The organism is Pseudoduganella rivuli (genome assembly GCF_009674485.1).
Taxonomy (GTDB): Bacteria; Pseudomonadota; Gammaproteobacteria; order Burkholderiales; family Burkholderiaceae_D; genus Rugamonas; species Rugamonas rivuli_B.
The window spans coordinates 192,862-215,649 of sequence record NZ_WKJJ01000011.1; the positions used below are offsets into that span (position 1 = coordinate 192,862).

At 63.4% G+C, this 22,788-nt stretch carries 16 protein-coding genes and 1 tRNA gene; 4 read left to right on the forward strand and 13 right to left on the reverse strand.

Annotated features, from left to right (window positions below):
* Positions 1-9 precede the first annotated feature (9 nt).
* The gene (locus tag GJ700_RS18655) at positions 10-618 is read right to left on the reverse strand and encodes a TetR/AcrR family transcriptional regulator (RefSeq protein ID WP_154376594.1); all 609 of its coding nucleotides are present in this window, start codon (positions 616-618) and stop codon (positions 10-12) included.
* Positions 619-926: 308 nt separating this feature from the next.
* On the opposite strand from GJ700_RS18655, the gene GJ700_RS18660 reads away from it, so the two are divergent.
* On the forward strand, positions 927-2,903 hold the full coding sequence (locus tag GJ700_RS18660) for a beta-L-arabinofuranosidase domain-containing protein (RefSeq protein ID WP_195763934.1): 1,977 nt from the start codon (positions 927-929) through the stop codon (positions 2,901-2,903).
* Between the two features lie 130 nt (positions 2,904-3,033).
* Here GJ700_RS18660 and GJ700_RS18665 read toward each other — a convergent pair.
* Positions 3,034-3,108 (reverse strand) — tRNA-Val (locus GJ700_RS18665).
* A 225-nt stretch (positions 3,109-3,333) separates the two neighbouring features.
* On the opposite strand from GJ700_RS18665, the gene GJ700_RS18670 reads away from it, so the two are divergent.
* The 3 genes from GJ700_RS18670 to GJ700_RS18680 all read left to right on the forward strand — a co-directional run bounded on the left by GJ700_RS18670 (position 3,334) and on the right by GJ700_RS18680 (position 7,692).
* Entirely contained in the window at positions 3,334-4,773 is a 1,440-nt protein-coding gene (locus GJ700_RS18670; RefSeq protein WP_195763935.1) for an alpha-L-fucosidase, read from the forward strand.
* Positions 4,774-4,843: 70 nt separating this feature from the next.
* Positions 4,844-5,851: a family 43 glycosylhydrolase gene (locus GJ700_RS18675; protein WP_229507094.1), complete on the forward strand. Its 1,008-nt coding sequence runs from the start codon at positions 4,844-4,846 to the stop codon at positions 5,849-5,851.
* A gap of 128 nt (positions 5,852-5,979) precedes the next feature.
* Positions 5,980-7,692, forward strand: a complete 1,713-nt coding sequence (locus GJ700_RS18680) for an alpha-L-fucosidase (RefSeq protein WP_154376602.1) — start codon at positions 5,980-5,982, stop codon at positions 7,690-7,692.
* A gap of 61 nt (positions 7,693-7,753) precedes the next feature.
* Here GJ700_RS18680 and GJ700_RS18685 read toward each other — a convergent pair whose 3' ends face one another.
* The 11 genes from GJ700_RS18685 to dgoD all read right to left on the reverse strand — a co-directional run bounded on the left by GJ700_RS18685 (position 7,754) and on the right by dgoD (position 22,788).
* Positions 7,754-9,256 (reverse strand): GGDEF domain-containing protein, encoded by a 1,503-nt coding sequence (locus tag GJ700_RS18685; protein WP_154376604.1) that lies wholly within the window; start codon positions 9,254-9,256, stop codon positions 7,754-7,756.
* On the reverse strand, positions 9,246-11,807 hold the full coding sequence (locus tag GJ700_RS18690; RefSeq protein ID WP_154376606.1) for a glycoside hydrolase family 31 protein: 2,562 nt from the start codon (positions 11,805-11,807) through the stop codon (positions 9,246-9,248). Before GJ700_RS18690 ends, GJ700_RS18685 begins: the two co-directional genes overlap by 11 nt.
* Positions 11,808-12,237: 430 nt before the next feature.
* Positions 12,238-13,044 carry a ThuA domain-containing protein gene (locus GJ700_RS18695; protein ID WP_154376608.1) on the reverse strand — a complete coding sequence of 269 codons (807 nt, stop codon included), beginning with the start codon at positions 13,042-13,044 and terminating at the stop codon, positions 12,238-12,240.
* Between the two features lie 136 nt (positions 13,045-13,180).
* On the reverse strand, positions 13,181-14,167 hold the full coding sequence (locus tag GJ700_RS18700) for a glycoside hydrolase family 43 protein (RefSeq protein WP_154376610.1): 987 nt from the start codon (positions 14,165-14,167) through the stop codon (positions 13,181-13,183).
* A gap of 221 nt (positions 14,168-14,388) precedes the next feature.
* Complete coding sequence (locus GJ700_RS18705; RefSeq protein WP_154376612.1) at positions 14,389-14,991, reverse strand: VPLPA-CTERM sorting domain-containing protein; 603 nt, start codon at positions 14,989-14,991, stop codon at positions 14,389-14,391.
* A gap of 21 nt (positions 14,992-15,012) precedes the next feature.
* Positions 15,013-16,800 carry a WD40/YVTN/BNR-like repeat-containing protein gene (locus GJ700_RS18710; RefSeq protein ID WP_229507095.1) on the reverse strand — a complete coding sequence of 596 codons (1,788 nt, stop codon included), beginning with the start codon at positions 16,798-16,800 and terminating at the stop codon, positions 15,013-15,015.
* Positions 16,801-16,818: 18 nt separating this feature from the next.
* Positions 16,819-17,073 carry a hypothetical protein gene (locus tag GJ700_RS35555; protein ID WP_229507096.1) on the reverse strand — a complete coding sequence of 85 codons (255 nt, stop codon included), beginning with the start codon at positions 17,071-17,073 and terminating at the stop codon, positions 16,819-16,821.
* A 209-nt stretch (positions 17,074-17,282) separates the two neighbouring features.
* Positions 17,283-19,874, reverse strand: coding sequence for an EAL domain-containing protein (locus GJ700_RS18715; RefSeq protein WP_195763936.1), 2,592 nt, complete (start codon positions 19,872-19,874; stop codon positions 17,283-17,285).
* 160 nt (positions 19,875-20,034) lie between these two features.
* Complete coding sequence (locus GJ700_RS18720) at positions 20,035-20,661, reverse strand: 2-dehydro-3-deoxy-6-phosphogalactonate aldolase (protein ID WP_154376616.1); 627 nt, start codon at positions 20,659-20,661, stop codon at positions 20,035-20,037.
* On the reverse strand, positions 20,661-21,584 hold the full coding sequence (locus GJ700_RS18725) for a 2-dehydro-3-deoxygalactonokinase (protein ID WP_154376618.1): 924 nt from the start codon (positions 21,582-21,584) through the stop codon (positions 20,661-20,663). The genes GJ700_RS18720 and GJ700_RS18725 overlap by 1 nt, the downstream gene beginning before the upstream one ends.
* A 55-nt stretch (positions 21,585-21,639) precedes the next feature.
* Entirely contained in the window at positions 21,640-22,788 is a 1,149-nt protein-coding gene (dgoD, locus tag GJ700_RS18730) for a galactonate dehydratase (RefSeq protein ID WP_154376620.1), read from the reverse strand.

A 22,788-nucleotide genomic window follows, 5' to 3' on the forward strand; every position in this document is an offset into this window, starting at 1 on the left:
CCGCCAGCTTCAGGCGGCAGTCCATGGGAACTGCTTCAGCGTCGCTGCGCATAATGCAGCGGACAACTTTGGATCATCGACAGCGCGGGCCAGCATGGTCGTGCCGATCAAGGCGCTGACCAACGCCATCGCTTGTTCGTGCGCGTGCGGCTGCCCCCAATCGGGCATCTGACGGGCAAACACATCGATCATTTCCTTGATGTGTATCGTGGCAACGCGTCGCACTTCCGGCGCCTGGCGCGGCATTTCCGAACCCAGCGCTGACACCGGACATCCAGTCTCGATCGCCTCGATATGCTCCGGCGACAAATACGCTTTCATCATGGCCTGTATCGCCTGCCCCGGTGGCGCGGCAGCAGCGATGCGGGATGCCAGCGCGACCGACTCGGCGCCGGCGCGGTCGCCCGCCTCGGCCAACAACGCATCGCGCGACTCGAAGTGCGCGTAAAACCCGCCGTGGGTCAACCCGGCCTCTTTCATGATGTCTGCCACACCAGTGCCGTCATAGCCGCTGCGGCGAATGGCACGCGCCGCGACCTCGACAATGCGCTCGTGTGTGAGTTCTTTGCGGCTAACGGCTGCACGCTTGGTAGGTTTTTTCTGCATGATTGTCATCATATACTAATTTCCCGCTGCGTGCAGGCCGTCAATTCAGCAGGGCTCGCAGGCCCGGCAATCCCCTACCAAGCACGCATCGCCCAACGGTCCGCACTGTTGATCAATTTCATTGGCTGCATTGAATACTTCCGCAATTGCAGTGCCCTGCACTCTTCTTCATTATTCAACACGATAGTTAATTCATATCAACAAATATACGCAAAGTCTTAATCTGAACAAGCGCCTCTTGAATTCGAAGCACCACTTCCATCTCGCGGCCCCTGCACAGGTGCTGTTCCGGTGGGCTGCGGTGGCGTGCCCTGCACAAATTGACGAAAGGTTTTCTTGTGTTCTTCACCCGACGTTCCATCCTCAAAGCCGTCCTCGCGGCGCTGCCGGCGCATTGCGCCGCCCGCGACCTCGGCCAACTTGCGTCTCCCGCGCAGGGTACCGTTCCCGTTGACGGGGCTCGTGCCTTTCTGGCAGATCAAGTGCGCTTGCTGCCGGGTAGTCCCTTTTACGTACGGCAGGAGCTGCATCGCAACGGGGTGCTCGCCTCTTATGATCCCGACAAGCTGCTTTATCCCTACCGCGCTTTGGCCAAACTTCCCCAGAAAGAAGGCGTCGAGAGCGGTTACGACGGCTGGGATAATGGATTTCTCCGTGGGCACATGGCAGGGCACTATCTGTCCGCCGCCGCGCGCATGGCGGTGGCGACGGACAGCCGCCTGTTTCGCGACCGGGTCAACTACCTCGTGGGCGAACTTGCCGCATGCCAGCGGAGCCTGAACCTGGATGGTTATCTGGCCGCTTTTTCCACGGCCGCCTTTGACCAGCTTGAAGGCAAGCCGGGCGCCGATGCCGGCGGCATCGGCGCGCCTTATTACACGATCCAGAAAATCATGTCGGGCCTCCTCGATGCCCATGCCTACGTCGGCAACAAGCAGGCGCTCGTTGTGGTCACCAGAATGGCCGACTACTTTGGAAAACGGCTTGCGGCGCTAGATGCCGCGCAGATTGACAGGATGTTCCGCACGGACGGCAACCGCAATCCACCAAACGAATTTGGTGCGATGAGTGACGTCCTCACTGAACTGTTCAAAATCGGCAAAGATCCCCGGCACCTGGCAGCCGCCCGTCTGTTCAATCGCGCATGGTTCGTCGGCCCCCTGGCCGAGGGCGAGGATCGGCTGGGCAGCCTGCACGCCAATACGCACATCGCGCAAGCCGTGGGCCTGGCGAACTACGCGAACGCCCATGGCAACCCCGAGGCACTGAAAGCGTCCGAGAATTTCTGGCGGCTGGTTGTTCACAGGCATTCGTTCGCCAACGGAGGCAATTCATTTAACGAATGGTTCGACCAGCCCGGCACAGAGGCCGGCCCGTCCATCGATGATCGGAAGGTATTGCCGCCCACCACCGGCGAAACGTGCAACACCCACAACATGCTCAAGCTGACCGCCAGGCTGTTCGAGCGCAACCGCCGCGCCGAGCTGGCTGATTATTACGAGCGTGCGTTGTACAACCATGTGCTGGCGTCGGTGGCGCCCGATTCGGGCGCCGTGACTTACTTCACGCCCCTCCACGGCGACTTTCGCACCTATCTTAACGGCAGCTTTTGCTGTTCGGGCAGCGGGATTGAAAACACCGCTCGCTACAACGAAGGCATTTACTTTCACAAGGATGCGTCGCTGTGGGTGAACCTGTACATCCCCTCCGAACTCAGTTGGCGGGAAGCCGGGATGTTGCTGCGACAGCAAGGCGATATCACGCGGGGTGACGCGGTGCGCTTGTCGGTGGTCAAAGCTGGCGCCAGCGCCGTCACGCTGAATTTGCGCATCCCCGCGTGGGTCGCCAAACCGGTGACCGTCAGGATCAACGACAAGCCGCAAGGCGTGGACGCGAAGCCTGCAAGCTATCTCTCGTTCAGGCGGCAATGGAAAGCCGGTGACGTCATCGAGCTGACACTTCCGGCGGGGCTGCGGCTGGAGCAAGCCAGGGACGTCTCGTCGATGGTCGCCATATTCCATGGTCCAGTCTTGCTGGCCGGAGAACTTGGCAAGGACAATATGCCAGCCAGCGACGTGGGCGACAAGGATGCCTTCCTGAAGGTCGCGGCGGCGCCCGTTCCAGATATCGTCAGCGCGTCCGGCAATCCCGCCGATTGGCTGGCGCCACTGCCCGGCGATCCGTCGGCGTTCAGGATCAAAGACGCCGGTCCGGCAAACGGCATTGTCGTTCGGCCGTTATTTGACCTTCATCACCAACGCTATTCGGTTTATTGGCGCCTTCGCAAAGACACATAGCGAGCTCTCCAAACTGGTGGAGCAACCGGCGGTGCGGGAGGCAATCAGGAGCAAATTACACCAGATACGAAAAAGCCGGCTTCGCAATGAGCCGGCTTTCTTGTAACTTCTTGATTTAACAGTTGAATTCTGGTGGGAAGCACAAGTTTCGAACTTGTGACCCCTGCAGTGTGAATGCAGTGCTCTACCCCTGAGCTAGCCTCCCGTTGAGTGCAAGCATTATAGCGTATGGTTTTCGTTTGTAAAAGGGTGAAAGCGGTTTTTTAAGACCCGCAGACGGACGAGCGGCCGAATTGAGCATGTTATCGATCACAAATTTGCTTGCACCCAGCCCGGCATGTCCGTAATATATATAAAACTATCAGAGACACATATTGACGTGGCGACGCCTTCGCGCATGCCGTCGTCAATTACTAACAAAGGAAACAAGATGTCCAAACCTATTGGCCGGCGTGAATTCGGCCTGGCTGCGGCCTGTTCGATGCTGACCCTGTCGCTGGGCAGTGGCCTGGCCGGAGCCGCAACCGCGGCCGCGCCTGCCCGGCGCCGGCTGGCCCGGCCAACGGCGCAGCAACTGGCATTCGAAGAACTGGAACTGGGCGCCTTCATCCACTACAGCATCGACACCTACGGCAGCCAGTCCGCCAGCTTGCCGGCTAGCGCCTTCAATCCGTCGCACCTCGACACGGAACAATGGGTGCTGGCAGCCAAGGGCATGGGGGCGCGTTACGTGGTGCTGACGGCGCGCCACGAACAGGGATTTTGCCTGTGGCCCACCGCAACCACCCGCTACAGCATCCAGCACAGCCCGTACCGGGATGGCAAGGGCGACATCGTCCGCGAATTCGTCGATGCGTGCCGCAAGCACGGCGTCAAACCCGGCTTGTACACGCCACCCTGGATCGACGACCATTTCGACCAGCACGCGCTGGGCATGCAAGCCGGCAAAGGCAATGCCAATATCGACAAATACGACGACCCCGCCCTCTTCGCCCGGGTGCGCGCCAAGGAATTGCAGCAACAGCAGGAATTACTGACACGCTATGGCCCGCTGGCCTTTTACTGGGATGACCACTTCGGCCGCTCGGACTCGCTGAGCCCGGTCCCCAAGGGCGGCAAACTGCGTGAACTGTATGCCGTGCTGGCCCGGCAGGCGCACCGGCTCCAGCCGGACATGCTGTATTTCGGTCCGGACGTCGAGCACGTCGGCAATGAAGCCGGCCACTCCTGCTACCCGATGTGGAACGCCGTGGACACCGTCGACGGCACCCGGGACAGTTGCGCGGCGACCTACAAATGGGGGGGCGACAACACGGGCGACCCGCACGGCAGGTTCTACCGGCCGCGCCTGGGTCCGACCACCGACGCGCTGTCCAGCGGCGGCTGGATGTGGGCCGGGCCGCGCACCGTGCAGCCGCTGGAGGAGCGCATGCGCGCCTACTACCAGCTGGTCGGCCGCGGGGCCGGCGCCATCATCAACCTGACACCCGATACCTCGGGCCGCATTCCGGACAACCTGGTGGCCGCCGCCAGGGAAATGGGCGACGAAGTCAGCCGCCGGTTTGCCACCCCGCTGGCGCAGGCCAGCGGCGGCGATGGCATGGCCACATTGCAATTGCCCGCACCGCGCCGGATCGATCACCTGATCACGATGGAAAACCAGGCGCTGGGCCAGCGCATTGCCGGTTACCGGATAGAAGCGCAGGTCGGCGGGCAATGGCAAACCGTGGCGGAAGGCCACACGGTTGGCCACAAGCGGATCGACCGCATTGCGCCCGTCATGGCGACGGCCGTGCGTTTCGTGTGCACCAGGTCGGTCGAGGGTCGCGCCGCCATCCGCAGCTTCGCCGCGTACGATACCAGCGCCTGACGCCAGGGAAGCCGGGCATGGTAATATGTTATCGATAACCAATTCACCGCCCTTCACTGGAACGACTCCCATGATCAAAGCAGCGCTCGCCATCCTTTTCCTTTGCTGCCCGGCCGCCCATGCCGCGCCGGACGCGCCCAAGCCCATCCTCGACGGCTACACGGCCGATCCCGCGATCCGCGTGTTTGGCGACCGGTATTACATTTATCCCACGTCCGACAAGCCGAACTGGCAAACCACCGATTTTTCCGTGTGGTCGTCCAGCAACCTGGTCGAGTGGAAAAAAGAAGGCATGGTGCTCGATGTCACCAGGGACCTCAAATGGGCCAACATCGAAGCGTGGGCGCCGGACATCGTCGAACGCAACGGCACCTACTACTTCTACTTCTGCGCCCAGGGCAAGATCGGGGTCGCCACCGGCAAATCGCCCACCGGACCGTTCAAGGACGCGCTGGGTACCCCGCTGCTGGTGAAGAAAGGCGGTATCACCACCAACACCATCGACCCTTATCCGTTCGTGGACGATGACGGCCAGGCCTATCTGTATTTCGGCAATGGCGATGGCCATGCCAATGTTTTCAAACTCAAGCCGGACATGGTCACGCTCGATGGCGAAGCGAAGGAAATTCCGATGAAGGAATTCCGCGAAGGCGTCGTGGTATTCAAACGCAAGGGCAAGTATTACTTCATGTGGTCGATCGACGATGCGCGCAGCCCCAACTACCGTGTCGGCTGGGGCACGGCGGATTCACCGCTCGGCCCCGTCAAGCCGGCCGCGCACGATTTCATCGCGCTGCAAAAGAACGGCCCCGCCGTCGGCACCGCGCACCACAGCGTGGTCAATGTGCCGGGCACCGACCGCTGGTATGTCGCCTATCACCGCCACGCGATCCCCGACGGCAACGGCTACCAGCGCGAAACCGCGCTGGTGCGGATGGAATTCACCGCTGACGGCGCCATCAAGCCGATGGACCCGATGACGGCGCCGTTCAGGCCGGGCGACGTCGGCGAACCGCTCGTCAACGGCAAGGGCTTGCCCGATGCCGGCGCCAGGGCGGCGCCGGCAAAAGCACTGTGACGCACAACGCACGCTAGGCACGCAACATACAATTGCGTGCAAGCCACGGACAAAGATGTTCTAAATATATGAGATACAATACAAATCCCGCTTCATCCACACCGCAACGCCGTGATAAAAACATCCCCATGACCTTACGATCCCTCGCCTTCTACGGCATGCTCGCCGCCGGCATGGCCGCGCACGCCGAGCCGCCGCCGCGCCCGCCCATCGACAGCGTTCCCATGGCGCCCATCGACTCCGCGCCGGAAGTCAAACTCGACCTGCCGGTCACTGCCGGCCCCTTCGCGCCGACCTGGGAATCGATCGAGCGCAATTACCCTGGCACGCCAGCGTGGCTGCGCGACGCGAAATTCGGCATCTGGGTGCATTTCGGCCCACAGGCGGCAGGCATGAGCGGCGACTGGTATGCGCGCAAGATGTATGTCCCCGGCACCACCGCCTACAACAACCATCTCAGGACATACGGGCATCCGTCGGTGGCCGGCTACAAGGAAGTGCTGCGCGACTGGAATCCGGTCAAGCTTGATCCGGCCAGGCTGACGGACATATACAAGGATGCCGGCGCGCGCTTCCTGATCGTCCAGGGCGTGCACCACGATAATTTCGACCTGTGGAATTCGCGCTACCAGCCGTGGAACTCAACCCGCATCGGCCCCAAGCGCGACCTGGTCGGCGAGTGGTCCAGGGCCGCCAGGGCGGCCGGCATCCGGTATGGCGTGGCGTTTCACCACGAATATTCCTGGTGGTGGTGGCAAACCGCATTCGGCAGCGACACGCAGGGCGACCGGGCCGGCGTACCGTATGACGGCAACCTCACGCTGGCCGACGGCAAGGGCAAATGGTGGGAAGGACTGGACCCGGCCTTGCTGTACAACGTCGACCTGCGCGAATACAAGGGCGTCACCGAGGCGGCCTACTCGCCGTGGAACCCGCCGCCGGCCGGCCTGTTCGGGCGCCATACCGCCTATGCCACGTGGTATGCCACGCGGTGGGCGCAACGCATCATGGACGTGGTCGAACACTACGATCCGGACTTCATCTATACCGACGGCACCGGGCCCCAGCCGTTCAGCGGCAGCCACACCGGCACCGGCATCAGGGCCGATGCAACCCAGCGCGTGATCGCTGATTTCTATAACCAGACGCTGAAAAAACGCGGCAAAGTCGATACCTTCAGCATCATCAAGTTCCGGCCCGACACCAACGGCACCGTCAATACCGAAGAAGGCACCATCCCCGCCGGCATCAAGTCCGATCAGGCGTGGATCGCGGAAGTGCCGGTCGGCGACTGGTATTACGGGCCCGATTTCACCTACGACTCCGGTGCCGTGATCCATTACCTGCTCGAACAGGTGGCGCGCGACGGCAACGCCGCCATTTGCATCTCCCCCCTGCCGGATGGCTCGCTCGACGATGGCAGCGTCCGCATGCTGAAGGAAATCGGGGCGTGGATGCGGATCAACGGCCAGGGGATCTATGGCAGCAAGGCCTGGCGTGTGTTGGGCGAGGGCGAGAACGGCAAATTGCGCACCCTGCCCGGCGGCTCGATCGGCAAGCGGCAGGCCGAATTCCGGTTCGGCCCGGCCGATTTCCGCTTCACGGTCGGCAAGGATGGCGCGCTGTACGCGTTCAGCATGGCGGTCCCGGCGCCCGGCAGCGAGATCCGGATCGCATCACTGGGCGCCGCCGCCAACCTGCTCGGCAAGCCGGTCGGCGCGGTCTCGCTGCTGGGACACCAGGGCGCTCCCCTGCGCTGGAAACAGGAAGCCGACGCCCTCGTCATCAGCGCTCCCGCATCGATGCCGTTCGCCACGGCGGTCGCTTTCCGGATCGAGTGAGCGGCAGCGCCGGGCTGCCTGCGGTGACCCGCCCGTCCGCATAGCCGTTGCCGGCGCGCCTTCAGGCCACTTCGACCCGGTTTCTGCCGTTGGATTTCGCCGCGTATAACGCGCTGTCGGCGCGTGCGATGGCGGGCCCGATATCCTCCTCGGGCTCCAGCGCGGCCACGCCGAACGAACAGGTGACGTGCAGGCCATGGGGCCAGGCTTGCGCCGCCATCGCGGCGCGCAGCTTTTCCGCCATCAAGGCGGCCTGGTCCCTGCTGGTGTCCGGGCATACCAGCAGGAATTCCTCGCCGCCCCAACGGACCAGCTTGTCGCTGGCGCGGACTTCGTGCCGGATGACCGCTGCAAAGCGCCGCAGCACGTCGTCGCCGGCATCGTGCCCGTGCCGGTCGTTGATTTGCTTGAAGTGGTCCAGGTCCATGAAGACCACCGCCATCGGCCCGTCGCCCTGCCCGGCCCCGTCCAGGCGCCGCATCAGCGCCTCCCTCAGGCCTTGGCGGTTCAACGCCCCGGTAAGCTGGTCGGTATAGGCCTGGCCGGCCAGTTCGCGCGCTTCCAGTTCCAGCGCCTGGTTGATGGCGGCCAGATGCTCCAGGTGCGCGTTCGTGGCCCGCAGTCTGGCCCGGGCATGGCGCAGGCTCAGTGACAGGCCGAGCAGGCCGCAGCCGATCCATGCGTATAACAGGTACATGAGCAATTGCGTGCGCGATATCCATTTCCCACGGAACTGGATCGACCTCAGCTTGATCACCACCAGGTCGGCGTTCACGGTACTGCCCGTAGAAAACTCCACCGCCGTCACGTTATCGATCCGGGTGTAGGTCTGTTCCAGCGGTATCTTGCGCTGATCGGTCCACCAGTCGGCGGTGCGCAAGAGATTCACCGGGATGGTGAAGGTGGACTGGGCCGGCAACTCAAATTCGATCTGGTTGAAACGCTGGGAATTCCAGTCGCCGACCGTGGATAAACCCGGTTCGAAATTCATCAGGTACAACCGGACCCTCTGGTGCGGCGGACCGGTATGGTCGAGGTCAAACGTGATCGTGTCGAACTGGGAAAAATCGGTCCCCTTGGCGCCCTCGCCCGTCATGAATTGCAGCTTGCAAAATGGCCACGGATAAACCAGTCCCAGCTGGCAGCGCATGGTGAAGGCATCACTGCTGCGTTCAAGGGAAGAGACGGTATTGCCTTTCTCGTAATGGTCATCGGTCAGCTGGATGCCATGCGGCTGGCGCGGGGACAACTCGATGACCCGGGTCATCCCGAAATGCTGCCAGACCAGCAATAGCGGCGTCAGCAACAGGAGCGATCCAACCAGGTAGTGGGCGATCGTCATCGTGCGGGATGATGGCAGGTTCATACGCAGGCCGATGGTGGTGGGACCACGGACGATGATACTGAGAATCGCCAGCCACGTGCGAAAATTTCCGCACCGCAATTGCGAGAAAGCCACGCGGCGTGTGCCAGGGCAGGCGCCGGGGTCGGCAACGTTGTGGAAGCCGGGCCAGGCCAGGTCGTACAGGTCAGCGTTGTGCGCAGCCAGTGATCTAAAGCGCAACCGCGTCCACAGTCATTGCGCGGCCATCGTAGACCGCCAGGCCGGCTGGTTTTCCCGCGGACCCGGCGCCATGGCCATCGGCGGAATTAACGACAACGACCCTCAGCCGGCGCGTTTTCTTCATCCCGGGATAACTGCCCTGCCGCCGGCCTATCGTCAGCTTCCTGGCAGCGTCATCCCAACGCAGCGCTGTCAGCGCATACTCGCCGCGCTCATAACCCCATCCATCGCCAGCGTCCTCGTACCAGGTATATTCGCCATCGGCGCCTGGATAAATCCGCAGTTCGACAGGCGCATCGGCGATTTCCGATGAATACTGCATGGCGGACCCCAGCGGAACCAGGCTCCCGGCCCGAACATGGACAGGCATGTGCGAGATTGGCGCGTCCACGGTGATTGCCTGGCCGCCGGTGTGCGTCTGCCCCGTCCAGAAGTCTATCCATGTCCCTTTCGGCAGGTAGACCTCGCGGGTCCTGGCGACACCTTCCATCGGTACCGAGTGAATCCCGTAATACATCGGAGTGAGCACGGGACTGATCATCAAGCCATCCCCGAACAGCATCTGTGTCTTCAGGTCGTGGGTCCGGGGATCGTCCGGAAAGCCGAACGCCACCGGGCGAATGAATGATGCGCCCTTCAGATGCACGAGCCCGGCCTGCGAATAAATATGCGGCAAGAGACGGTAACGTAATTGAATTGCCTGCAGGATGGCATCGTAGAACGGCGTTCCGGGTTCGCCGAAGCGCCACGGTTCCCGGGGCGTGTCGGTGCCATGGCTGCGGAACATGGGAAGAAACGCGCCGAATTGCAGCCAGCGCGTATACAGTTCGCGATAGCCCAGGTCCGCAACGCCGGCGTCATAGTCGCCGTTCCAGAACCACTCTTTACCACGCCGGACAAAGAAGGCGCCAATATCAAAAGTGACGTACGGATTTCCCGAGGCGCTGTAACTCTGGAGCGCGGCCACCTGTTGGGCAAGGACCGACCACTTGGCCCAGATGTCTCCCGTCCAGACGACGGCGCCGGCCGCCTGGCTTCCCGCATAGCCGGACCGGGTCAGGTTGACCAGGCGCTTGCCCGGCGCCGCCTTGCGCCAGTTTCGATAAAGGCTTTGCGAATCGACCAGGGCATAGGCGTTCAGATATTGCGCGTCGATGAGCTTCGCCAATCCGGCGATATTCACCTCATCCGCATTGCCCGGACGCGTGCCGCCGCCCCAATCGGCAACCGCCGGTTCGGTCGAATCGCACCACCAGGCATCGATCCCATGTCGGCCAAGATATTTCCAGGCGTTGTCGAAGTACATTTTTCCTGCTTTCGGCTGGAAGAAGTCGACATACTCGGTGCCGGCAAGCGTGTAGCCGCTGTCTTTCAGCAGCTTGCCGGGCGGGTCGAGCGGACTCGGGTTCGGCCAGATCGAAATCATCACGCGCGCGTTCAAATCCCGAACCGACTTCACCATCGCGGCGATATCAGGATATCTCGCCGCATCCGGAACAAAGCTGCCCCAGCGTTCCGGCGCCCAGTAGTTCCAATCCTGGACAATCACGTCCAACGGAATTTTCCGGTCGCGGAATTGTCTGGTCGTCTCGATCAACTCATCCTGCGTCGCATAGCGCTCCTTCGACTGGATGTAGCCGAATGCCCACTTGGGCAACATGGTGGCGGCTCCCGTCAAGCGACGGTAGCCGGCGATGGCGCCATCCATCGAGGGGCCAAGCACGAAGTAGTAATCAAGATCGTCCACGACATCGCTGGTGACCGATGCGCCATCCTTGCCGTCGGCGAACGTGAGAACGCTGTAGCTATCGAACAGCAGTCCGTATCCGCGTGTCGACACCACGAACGGAATCGCGACCCGCAGGTTATGCTGGTACAGCCGCTTGGTCTTTCCCCGCAGATTCAGGTCGTCGGTTTCGTCGAATCCCAGCCCGTAGAGCGCCTCGCTGTCACGGAATGTGAACCGCGCCGTGGCCTTCCAGCCATCGCGGTCTTTTTTCTGCACATACGCTCCCGCGACTTGCCGTTCGCCGTCGACAGTGACGACCCGCTTCATCGTTGCCGGATCGGGCACGGATTTCACGACCGCGACTTGCTCGAACGCGCGAGGCGATGCGTTGGACTCCTCCAGCAGAGGCATGCCATCCTTGCCCAGGAACGCGATGGCCCCTGTCATTCGGTTCAGCTTCACCGCCATCGCCGATGAGTGGAGCGTGATGGTTTTGCTGTCGCCGCTTCTCCGCAGCGCGCCTGGCTTGCCACGGATATCGGCACGCATCAGGCTTGCCGCCCTGGACCACGCCGGATTCCGCGTCGCGGTGACACGAACAATCTGATCCGTAACGAACCTGATTCTCAAGCGCGTGTCATCTTTTGCGCATTCGATCCCGTCCACGGTCTCCCGCACATCGTTTATCGGGGCGCCGGTGCCCTGCGACGAAAAGTCCTGCGCGCCCGCCGGGGCCTTGCCGGAGGCACTGCCGTTCTTGACCAGGGTCCATGCAGGAATCGCTGTCGCCAGCTGTTTAAGAAGTTTTCTGCGGCCATTCATGGGGGGATTCTCGTGATTGAAAAATGTATAAGGGTGTCCCGGGGCGAGCGGGCATGCCCGGACCAATTCGGCCGAACTGCCGCTCACGGAACCGGAGTTGCCTGTCGGCCTCGCCGGCAAAGGCGGGATCGAACGACAGCATGCCGCCGAAAATCACGGACTGAAACCGGTCATGGGCCGTGGCTATGGTCATGTCTCGTTGTTGGTTTTTTATAGATACAAAACAACCATCGCGAAAAAATAAGCACGCTAGAGCGTGCATAATGTCCAGCGCGGCAAGCCTTGTGGCACCGGTTATGCCGGAATTTTCGACAACTGCAAAATGTTATCGATAACCAATCCTAGTCCTTTGTTTGCTGCGTGTCCACCGAATTTTTTTCGGAGAGGGAGCGCTTGCGCGGCATTGCGGCGCGTCAGGACGCGATGCCCCTTACTCCGCCTTGAAAGTACGCCCCGTGGCCGCCCAGTAAATACCGCCATACAGGTGATGCAGGAACGCCTCGTCGGCATACGTGGCCGGCAGGTGGCCCCGCGCCGTGTAGAAGGCGCGGCCATGGTCGTAATGCTGGTACCAGCTGACGGGATGGAACGCCCCCATCCCCTTGCCGTGTTTCGGCGGCCAGCGCGCCTCCGGCTGGTATGTCGATTCGTCCACGGTCAGCAAGTAATGCAGCTGGCCGGACAGGGCCGGGCCGAATTCATACCATTCGTCGGTGACCAGCGATCGGGGGGCAAGGCGCTCCATGCCGGGAAAGTTGCGGTCCTCCACCTTCAACACGGCGGTCTGCACCGCCGGGTGGATATAAAACATGTGGCCCACCATGCGCGTGTACCACGGCCAGCCGGCTTCCGTGTCGGCCGCACTGTGCACGCCGACGAAGCCGCCGCCGGACTGGATATAGCGCTCGAATGCCGCCTGCTGTCGCTCGTCGAGGATATCCCCGGTGGTGAGCAGGAACACCACGGCCTGGTATTTGGGCAGTTCCGTGTCATTCATGGCGCGGTTCGCGTCCTCGGTCCAGAACACGTCGAAATCGTGCAGCTTGCCCAGGTTGCGGATCGCCTCCACGCCGGCGGGGATGGCGTCGTGGTGCCAGCCGGCGGTCTTGCTGAATACCAGCACATTGAATTGCCCGGCCCATGCTGCCGGCGTTGCCAGGACCGCCAGCGCTGCGCAGGTTGCGACGGCGGCGCGGCGCAAGGTCGCGACAGGGTTATTCCGCCGTTGTATCAACATGGAGGTATCCGGGTTCGGTTAGCGCGTGCGCGCGGCGGCTGGCGCAGCAATTCGCAAACCTTATTTTATTGGCACGCTATCGCCGCGAGCTATGCGGATTTGCGCGTGAGCTATACCGTTACGAGATAGTAGCGGACTACCCAGGCGCCACGGGCCACTTTGCCAACACCCGCCGGTATTCCGCTTCAGTGATGTTCAGGATCGAACCATGCCGCTTTTTGCTTGCGCCATATGAAATTGCGAGGGGATCGGCCAGGCGGAACGTCTCAGGCCGCGACAGGTCGGACGTGGCGAGCGCGAGGTAGCCGCCCCCCGTGCGGTACTGGTCCACCCACAAGCCCCACTCGCCCTTCCCTGTCAGGCGGAACAAAATGGGTCCCTCGACGTCCTTGCCGGTCAGCCCGACAGCGCGCAGATTGCCGAGCGTATTCCAGTCGCCCACCAGCTTGTTGCTGCCCTCGATCGTGATTTCCCCGTCACCCGACGCGCGATAGTAGCGGTAACGCGAAGCGGGGCTGTCGTCCTTGACGATCTGCGTATCGATCAGGCCGGCTGCTCCGGGGCGGTCGATGTACAGTTGCGCGGGTGTGAAATTGATGAAGTCGCGCGTGCGCGAAGCATAGATGCGCGGCTTGTCGATGCCGCCGGCAGGCGAGATGGTGGTCCAATACACCATGTAGTCGCCCGATGCCTCGTCGAAGATTGCCTCCGGCGCCCACGCGCAGCCGGCCTTGTCGATGCCGCCGGCAATGTCAACCAGGCGCGGCGCCGACCAGTTCACCAGATCCGCCGATTCCCAGATCACGATCGCGGTGCTGCCCTGATGCATCGCGGCGGCCCAGCCCTTTTGGCTGGCAATGCGCAGGTCTGTCGCCAGAATCCAGAATTTCTTGCCGTCGGCCGAGCGCACGATGGACGGGTCGCGCACCCCTTTTTCCCCCAGGTTCGACTTCAAAACTGGCCGCGAGCCGTTCAAGTCTGTCCAGCGGTAGCCATCATCGCTGCCGGCAAAATGAATCTGCTCGCCATCGGGCGACTCGCCGGTGAAGTGCACCAGCAGATAACGCGAATAGTCCGCAGCCTGCGCAATGGAAGCGCCCAGCACGACGGTGGCATATGCCAATGCGGTCCATCCGCGACGCGCCCATCTCGATGTGCCCATACGATTCCCTTTTCCAGAACGTGCGCCGTGGCGCGCATATTGCCAAATTGCTGGCAGTATAAGTGTTCTTTGCCGGCCGAGCGATCGTATTTAGCTCGTCATCGATGCCATAATTGTTATCGATATCTCCCGCCCCCAAAAAAAACCGGCTCATTGCAGAGCCGGTTCTTTCATGCCGGGCCTTACTGCCGCCGTCGGCGCACCACGGCGCAGGCGCCCAGGCCGCCCAGCATCAGCGGCAGGCTGCCCGGCAGCGGCACCGAGCCGTCCGCGTTTTCCACGGCGACGTTGTCGAGCTGGTTGAACGCGCCCGAACCCAGGCGCAGTTCGCTGATGCCGTTCAGCGCCGTGTTCCAGGTGCCGGCGCCTTCCAGCACGCCGACCTGGTTGCCATTGGCCGACAGCGCGCTCCAGTCGGTGTAGTAGTCGAAACCGAGCAGGTTGAACATGCCGCCGCCAACCCGGGTCAACGTGGCGTACGTGCCGGAACCGTTCTCCATGCCGTCATGCCAGTTGTAGGTCTGCGGCTCGAACGTGCCGTCGCCGATATGGGCATCGCCGGCCGCCGATTCGGGCGCGTTCAGTGTCAGCAAGAAGCCCGACTCCTGGTAGGTCAGGTTCTTGCCGTCATAGCTCATGTTGGCCGGCAGCGCGCCGCTGTTGCCATACACCACGAATTCAGCCAGGCCGTCAAACGTCAGGACGGCGGCGCCGGCGCTGCCGGCCGCCGTACCCAGCCCCAGGACCAGGGCGGCCGCGATGGTTTTCAATGTCATTGCTTTCATTTGTTTTCTCTCCGAATGGGATCAGTAGCTGAACAGGACGCCGCGGCCGCCGCCGCTCAGGTACAGGCGTCCCGGCACGGTCTGGTCGGCCGCCAGCGTGCCCATGCCGCCGAACTGGTGCTTGTCGTCGTTGAAGCGGGTCCACGTCACGCCGCCATCGTCGGAGCGGTGCACGCCCCACACGCCGCCTATGACGCCGGCGAGGTAGATCGACGACGAGTATTTCGCGCCGGCGGGCGCCTTGCCCAGCGCGATCGACGTGGCGCCATACACGTCAGGCGTCCAGTAGCCATTGCCCCAGATCGGCGTGGTCACGTTGAGCTTGGTCCAGGTCGCACCAGAGTCGGTCGAGTGCAGGACGTTCAGGCCGTCCGCCACCCAGATGTCGCCTTCCGCGTTCGGGTTGACCGCCACCGACGACGCGAAGAAGTCGACGGTCCAGGTCTTGGACGGGAAGGTGCTGCTTTCCGTGAACGTGTGGCCGCCGTCGGTCGACGTGTAGAAGTGCGCGGTCTCGCCCCATTGCGTCCACCATGCGCCGCCCGAGTTGTAGGCATACACCTTGTTCGGGTTCTTGCGGTCGGCCACCACCTTGTAGGCGCGGTCGATGCCCATGTGGTTCAGGGCCGGCAGGTTGGTATAGGTCCAGGTCACGCCATTGTCGGTGGTATAGGCCGGCGCCGCGTGCGACGGGGCCCAGATCACGTTGCCGGTCTTCGTGACGGCCAGGTTGGCCGCATCGCTGGTGTTGCCGATCGCGTCCGGGTGGTTGGTCGGGAACGCTTTCCACGTGACGCCGGAATCGGTGGAATACGCACCGGCCACGTTCGGCGTGTTCCAGCCGGGGCTACCGGTGGTGGCGATATAGGCCGGGTTGGACCACGCCATGTCGACCCCGTACGTGCTGTTGAACATGCCCCACGAGCCGCGCGTGGGCGACTTGAACAATTCCGTCTGCACGGCAGTGCCGACGTCCAGCGCCGCGCGCAGCAGCGTGTAGTTGGCGCCCGGTGGCGGCGCCGTCAGCGCCTTGGTGGCCACTTCCTCGATGCCCAGCGAAGCGTCGGTCCACGTGGGCTTGGCCGCCGACGCGTTCTTGGTTTCCCATACGCCGCCGCCATGCACGTGCAGGATGTGTTCCGGGTTTTTCGGGTCGATCTCGACGTCGTCGATCCAGCCGGACACGCCGCCATCGATGCCGGTGTGCGGGGCCATGGCGGAAATCTCGCGCCACGTGGCGCCCGCGTCGTCGGACAGCTGCACCACCGGCTGGCCATCGTAATTGCCCCAGGAATTGGTCACGCCCAGCGCGATGCGGGTGGTGGCGCCGGTGCCGGACACGGACAGGCCGCCCATGCCGAAGTTGACCCATTGCTGGGTGTCGTATTTCTTCAGCAAGGTCCAGTTGGCGCCGTCGAACTTGTACAGCCGCGCCGGGCCGCCGGCGCCTGGGCCGACATCCTTGGTGAAGGCCACGTACATTATGCCGTCCTTGTTGCGCACCATGTGCGGGACGATAAAGCCCTTCACGTCGTCGGGCACGGCGATGCCAGTCCAGGTCGCGCCGCCGTCGGTGGTCTTGTACAGGTTGTACGACAGGCCCGACACATTGGCATAGTCCGGCGCCACGGCCGTATAGATGGTCTGCGTGGCGGTGCCGGTGCCCTTGGTATTGGTGTCGAAGATCACCTGTTCGAAGCCGACCGGGCTGCTCCAGTACGAAGCGTTGATTTCATCCTTGGTCATGACGTGCGTGGACAGCGACGACACCTGGTTCCAGGTCTGGCCGTAGTCAGTGCTCTTCCACATGCCGCTGGCGCGCGTGGCTTAGAACAGGATCGACGGCTTGTTGGGGACGACCATCAGGCGCTCGCCGACGGCGCGGCCCTGGTTGTTGCTGCCGGCCGAGAATGGCAGGTTCACGAATTGCCAGTTGTCGCCGCGGTCGGTGGAAATGTACAGGCGCGCGTTCGGGCTGTCGCCCAGGTACATGCCGGCGCTCATGTAGACGCGCTTGTCGTCGGTCGGATCGAGCGCCATGGTTTCGCTGCCATGGTAGAAGCCCTCGGTGGGGCCGAACATATCGGTGATCGCCACCCACGAGCTGGTGGCGGCGTCCCAGCGGTAGGCGCCGCCGATGTCGGCGCGCGTACAGCACGTCCGGACTGGTCGGATGATAGATCAGCCCGGGCACGTAGCCGCCGCCGCCGAATTTAACGCTGGCCCACCGGGTTACCTTGGCGGCGGTGGCGCCGCCCATTATCCTCGCCAGCAATGCCTGCCCTATCCGCTCAACCGCGGTCTTCCTGTACCGGCGCCACGTATGCGGCTGCCAGCCCGCCCGTAAAAAAGTCGGCCTCGTCCGCATCGGCGGGCACGTCCGGGCCGGGCGCGCCACGCGCATACAGCGCCGACTGGTGGCGGAACGCGTCGCGCAGGTTATCGCGCAACCGGTGTTCGTCCCAGGGTTTGCTGCAAAACCGGTAAGCGGTGCCACGGTTGATCGCATCGAGCACGGCATCGAGATCGCGGTGTTCGGCCAGCAGGACGCGTATGGTCTCCGGGCTCATTTTCTTGACGCGTTCCAGCAGCTCGGTGCCGCCCATCTGGGGCAGGCGCAGCGCGCACAGGATCACCTGGACCGGGTGGACGGCCAGGCACTCGAAGGCGTAGGCCGGCGTGGTGGCGCCCAGGATCTGGTAGCCATCGTTCTCCAGCATGGCGGCCAGCGCATCGACCACCTGCTGCTCTTCATGCACGATCAGCAGCGTCTGGCGTCCGCGCTGATGGCGCACCACCGCCGGCAGGCAGCGCCGGTCGCGCAGCAGGCCCGTCACCCCTTCCGCGTCCAGCGGCTTGCTGAAAAAATATCCCTGGAAGGCGTCGCACTTGCAGCGTCTCAGAAAGCTCAACTGCGCCACGCTTTCCACCCCCTCGGCCACGGTTTTCATGTGCAGCGACTGAGCCATCAGGATAATGGTCCGGGTCAGCGACGCATTTTCCGCATCGGACGCCAGATCCGTGATGAACGAACGGTCGATCTTCAGCACATCGATGGGGAACCGTTTCAGGTAGGACAGGCTCGAATAGCCGGTGCCGAAATCGTCCAGCGCCAGGGTCACGCCGATGTCTTTCAGCTGCAACAGCGCATCCGTGACCGCCGTCCCTTCGCTCATCAGGATGCTTTCCGTCAGCTCCAGTTCCAGCGACGCGGCCGGCACCCCGGTGTCGGCCAGGACTTGCCGGATCAACGCCGGGACGTCCTGGCGCGCGAACTGGCGGCCCGACAAGTTCACCGCCATGGTCAGCCGCGTATACCCCTGGTCATGCCAGCGGCGCAACTGGTTGCACGCGGTGCGCAGCACCCATTCGCCGATAGCGACAATGGCGCCCGTTTCCTCGGCCAGCGGGATGAATTCCGCCGGCGGCACGACGCCGTGGCCGGGACGGCGCCAGCGCAGCAGCGCTTCCATCCCGAACATTTGCCCGTCCGGCAATGCCACCTTGGGTTGATAGCACAGCTCGAATTCGCCATGCGCCAGCGCCGTGCGCATGGCGCTCTGCAGCATCAGGTGGCGCTCCGCATCAGCGCCCATCTTGCGCGTGTAAAACTCGGCGCAATTGCGGCCCCGCCCTTTTGCCGCGTGCAGGGCGGCGTCCGCACAGCGCAGCAAGGCGTCGCAGCTGTCGCCATCCTGCGGGAAGACGCTGATGCCCATGCTGGCGGTCACATACAATTCATGGCCATCGACGGCAAACGGCGCGGCAAACCGGCCCAGCACTTTCTGGGTCAGCGCACCGACCGACACGCTGGCGGCCACGCTATGCATCACCACCACGAACTCGCCGCCGCCCAGGCGCGCCACCGTATCGCATTCGCGCAGCGCATCCTTGAGGCGCGCCGCCACCTGGCGCAGCAGCGTATCGCCGGCGGCGTAGCCAAAGCTGTTGTTAATGTAGGTGAAGCCATCCAGGTCGAGGCAGCACATGACGATATGCTGGCCGGTACGGTGGGCCTGGGCGATCGCCTGCGTCACCCGGTCGTTCAGCAGGTTACGGTTCGGCACGTCGGTGAGCACGTCATAGTTCGCCATGCGCAGCGCCCGTGTTTCCTGCAGCTTGCGGTCGGTAATATCCTGCACCGTGCCATACATGCGCAGCGGCTGGTGCGCCGGCGTCATGGCGACCTCGCATTTTCCCTGCACGTGGCGCTGCACGCCGTTGGCGCCCAGCAGACGGTATTCGACGTCAAAAGGCACGCCCAGCCGCAAGGCATTGAGCAGCGCAAGTTCGAGCAGCGGCCGGTCTTCCGGATGCACCGGCCGCAGCAATGCTTCGACACTGGCGTCGAGCGCCTCGTCGCCGACCCAGTACAACCGGCGCATTTCGTCGGAAAGGTGGATCTTGTGGCCGATGATGTCCCAGTACCAGCTCCCCACCGCCGCGATGCTTTGCGCCCGGCTCAACTGGGCTTCGCGGGCCGCCAGTACGTGCAGGCAGTGGCGGGTGTCGAGCAGGTACCGGACCCGGCGCCTGAACAGCGTCGGACAGACCGGTTTGCACAGGCAGTCGGTGGCCCCGGCGTCATAGGCCGCATCGATGGCATGGCTGTCATTCGGCGCCAGCAGGGCCAGCACGGGCACGGATTGCCCGTGCGGCAGCTTCCTGATGGTGCGGCATACCGTGTAGCCGTCCACCTCCGGCATGGCCATGTCCAGCACGACAATGTCCGGCAACATGGCTTCGGCCAGCGACAATCCCTGCAGGCTGTCGCCGGCCTCCTCCACCTGCGCGCCCAGTTGTTCCAGCAGCTGCCGGGTACGCTCCCGCTGGAGGTGATCGGCGGCAATGACAAGTGCGGCAGGATGAAGCGGAACAGGCATAGGATGCTCCCGATGAGCCCGCATGAAAATGCGGCAGAAGCATTGTGCTCCATCAACACATAGTGAATCCTCACACATTTCCACTATGGCGGATTTGCAACACACATTGCCTCAGGATCAACTTATGTCCTGGACAGTCATTATCCGCATTCCGTTCCCGTCACCCGCCGGCCAGCCGCTCCTGCCAGGCCGCGACAAATTCCGCCGCGCTGAGCTCCAGGGCCTCTCGCCCCTGTCCGGGCCGGTACAGCTGGCTGCCGAGACCGAAACCAGTTGCGCCGGCTCTCAGCCAGGCCGGCATGTTTTCGGGTGTAATTCCGCCCACCGGCCACAGCGGAATATCCGGTGGCAGTACGGATTTCAGTGCGCTCAGGCCGCCAGTTCCCACGGTCTCGGCCGGGAACAGCTTCAGTGCGCCGGCGCCGGCCGCCAGCGCGGCAAAGGCTTCGGTCGGCGTGGCGACGCCCGGCGCCACCAGCATGTTCAGGCTGGCCGCCCGGGCAATCACCGCCTTGTCGCAATTCGGCGCCACCATCAGGCGCCCGCCGGCCGCATGCACGGCATCGACATCGGCCACCGTCAACATGGTGCCGCCACCGACAATCGCATCGGCGGGCTTCATTTTCGCCAGGATGGCGATGCATTCCAGCGCCCGGGGCCGGTTCAGCGGCACCTCGATCATGCGAAAGCCCGCGCCAAACAGCACGTCGCCAGCCATCGGCGCCTCGTCCGGCGTCAGTCCGCGCAATATCGCCACCAGTGGCGGATCAAACAGGACAGGGTTCATTACACGACTCCACTCTTCAAAAATTCAGCCAGCGCCGCGCAGTACACCATGTCGGGATCGAGCAGCGTTGCCCGCATATTGAAGAGGGCGGCCACCTCGCCGTACATGCTGCTCAATGCCGGCGACGCGATCAGGCGCACCGCGGCGGCACTGGGGTCGCGGCTGTTTTCCCTGTCCGCCGCCGCGAATTCGGCGCCGATCAGCAGGCCGCTGACGCAGGCCCGGGCCTGCGTCGCCGGCATGTCACCGGCCACCACGCGGGCGCGGATGGAAAACAGCGCGCGCGATAGCGGACCGCCACGCCGCGCCAGCGCCACGCCGGCAGCCAGGCCGGCAGGATTATCGGCCAGCCCTGTTTCCATCAGCGGCGAGAGCGTGCCGTGCGCCGACAACAGGGAAAACAGCTCACCTGTCATATAGGTCGCCAGCCGTACGACTTTCCCCTGGCGCAGCAACGCCCATTTGCTGTGCGTACCGGGCAGGATGACCCAGCCGTCCCGGTGGCCGATCAGCACTGCGCCCAGCAGCTGGGTCTCCTCGCCACGCATGACGTCGGTGCCGCCATCGCGGCAGCAATAGCCCGGAACGATGCGCCAGTTACACCCCGCCGGCGCGCCCTGCACCGGTACCGCCTCGGCAGGCAACTGCTGCAAAGGCACCTTGCAGTCCAGGTAAGGAACCTGCTGCCAGCCCAGTGCGCTGCCCACCATGCCGGACATGAGTACCGGCGTGGAGGGCGATGCGCGCAATTCCACCAGCAAGGCTTGCAGCGCATGCTCGAAGCGGCCGTTGCACGCCATGACGCCCTGATCGTCTTCATGTTTGCGCACGCAGTCACCAGTGCTGTCCAGCACATACGCGCGCCGGTTGGTTGTCCCCCAGTCGATGCCGACCAGCCGCACGTCCGGCACATCTCCCCGCATGGTGTTACTCCCTGCAAGCCCGGTCAGTACCCGGGCCTGCGTCAACGATGTTCGGTCACCACTCGGCGACGCTGCCGTCCGGGTGGCGCCACAGCGGGTTGCGCCAGTCCGGCGCGTGGCGGCTGGCTGCGATGATCCGGTCTTCGTCCATGTCGACACCGAGGCCGGGCTTGGGCAGCGGCGCGATATAGCCCTGCTCCAGGCGGAAGTCTTCCGGATTGGTGACGTAGTCCAGCAATTCGGCGCCCTTGTTGTAATGGATGCCCATGCTCTGCTCCTGCAGCACGGCATTGTGCGAGACGAAGTCGATCTGCAGGCAGGCCGCCAGCGCCACCGGCCCCAACGGACAATGGGGCGCCAGTGCGATGTCGTACGCTTCGGCCATGCCGGCAATGCGCAGGCACTCGGTGATGCCGCCCGCATGCGACAGGTCCGGCTGCACGATGGCGATCCCGCCCCGTTCGAACACGTGCTTGAACTCGAAGCGGGAAAACATGCGCTCGCCCGCCGCCAGCGGTATCGATGTCGAGTCGGCGAGGCGCGGATAGTACTCCGCCTGCTCGGCCAGTACCGGTTCCTCGACAAACAATGGACGGAAAGGTTCCAGTTCCCGCAGCAGGACTTTTGCCATCGGCGCCGCGACACGGCCATGGAAATCGATGCCGAATTCGATGTCGGTGCCGAAGGCTTCGCGTATCCCGGCTATGCGCGCCACGGCGGCATCGACGGCCCTGGCGTTGTCGACGATGCGCAGCTCTTCCGTGCCGTTCATCTTGAAGGTATCGATGCCCGCTTCGCGCATGGTGTTGATGTTGGCAATGATGTCGCCCGGCCGGTCGCCACCGACCCAGCTGTAAGTTTTCATGCGGTCGCGCACCAGGCCGCCCAGCAACTGGTAGACCGGCACGCCCAGCACCTTGCCCTTGATATCCCAGAGCGCCTGGTCGATGCCGGCAATCGCGCTCATCAGGATGGCGCCGCCTCGGTAAAAGCCCCCGCGGTACATGACCTGCCACAGGTCGTTGATGCGCGACGGGTCCTGGCCCATGATGTAGACCGCCAGTTCATGCACGGCGGTTTCCACCGTGCGGGCCTTGCCTTCGATAACCGGTTCGCCCCAACCCGCCACGCCTTCATCCGTCTCGATTTTGACGAACATCCAGCGCGGCGGCACGCGGTAGGTTGTCACTTCAGTGATTTTCAT

What these genes read in the sequence shown, in the direction of transcription:
- GJ700_RS18725 (WP_154376618.1), bottom strand. Translation starts at nt 21,584, where the DNA reads ATGCGGGGAGATGTGCCGGACGTGCGGCTGGTCGGCATCGACTGGGGG.
- GJ700_RS35555 (WP_229507096.1), bottom strand. Translation starts at nt 17,073, where the DNA reads ATGTTCGGCCCCACCGAGGGCTTCTACCATGGCAGCGAAACCATGGCG.
- GJ700_RS18710 (WP_229507095.1), bottom strand. Translation starts at nt 16,800, where the DNA reads ATGTGGAAGAGCACTGACTACGGCCAGACCTGGAACCAGGTGTCGTCG.
- GJ700_RS18695 (WP_154376608.1), bottom strand. Translation starts at nt 13,044, where the DNA reads ATGTTGATACAACGGCGGAATAACCCTGTCGCGACCTTGCGCCGCGCC.
- GJ700_RS18705 (WP_154376612.1), bottom strand. Translation starts at nt 14,991, where the DNA reads ATGAAAGCAATGACATTGAAAACCATCGCGGCCGCCCTGGTCCTGGGG.
- dgoD (WP_154376620.1), bottom strand. Translation starts at nt 22,788, where the DNA reads ATGAAAATCACTGAAGTGACAACCTACCGCGTGCCGCCGCGCTGGATG.
- GJ700_RS18690 (WP_154376606.1), bottom strand. Translation starts at nt 11,807, where the DNA reads ATGAATGGCCGCAGAAAACTTCTTAAACAGCTGGCGACAGCGATTCCT.
- GJ700_RS18655 (WP_154376594.1), bottom strand. Translation starts at nt 618, where the DNA reads ATGATGACAATCATGCAGAAAAAACCTACCAAGCGTGCAGCCGTTAGC.
- GJ700_RS18720 (WP_154376616.1), bottom strand. Translation starts at nt 20,661, where the DNA reads ATGAACCCTGTCCTGTTTGATCCGCCACTGGTGGCGATATTGCGCGGA.
- GJ700_RS18715 (WP_195763936.1), bottom strand. Translation starts at nt 19,874, where the DNA reads ATGCCTGTTCCGCTTCATCCTGCCGCACTTGTCATTGCCGCCGATCAC.
- GJ700_RS18680 (WP_154376602.1), top strand. Translation starts at nt 5,980, where the DNA reads ATGACCTTACGATCCCTCGCCTTCTACGGCATGCTCGCCGCCGGCATG.
- GJ700_RS18670 (WP_195763935.1), top strand. Translation starts at nt 3,334, where the DNA reads ATGTCCAAACCTATTGGCCGGCGTGAATTCGGCCTGGCTGCGGCCTGT.
- GJ700_RS18675 (WP_229507094.1), top strand. Translation starts at nt 4,844, where the DNA reads ATGATCAAAGCAGCGCTCGCCATCCTTTTCCTTTGCTGCCCGGCCGCC.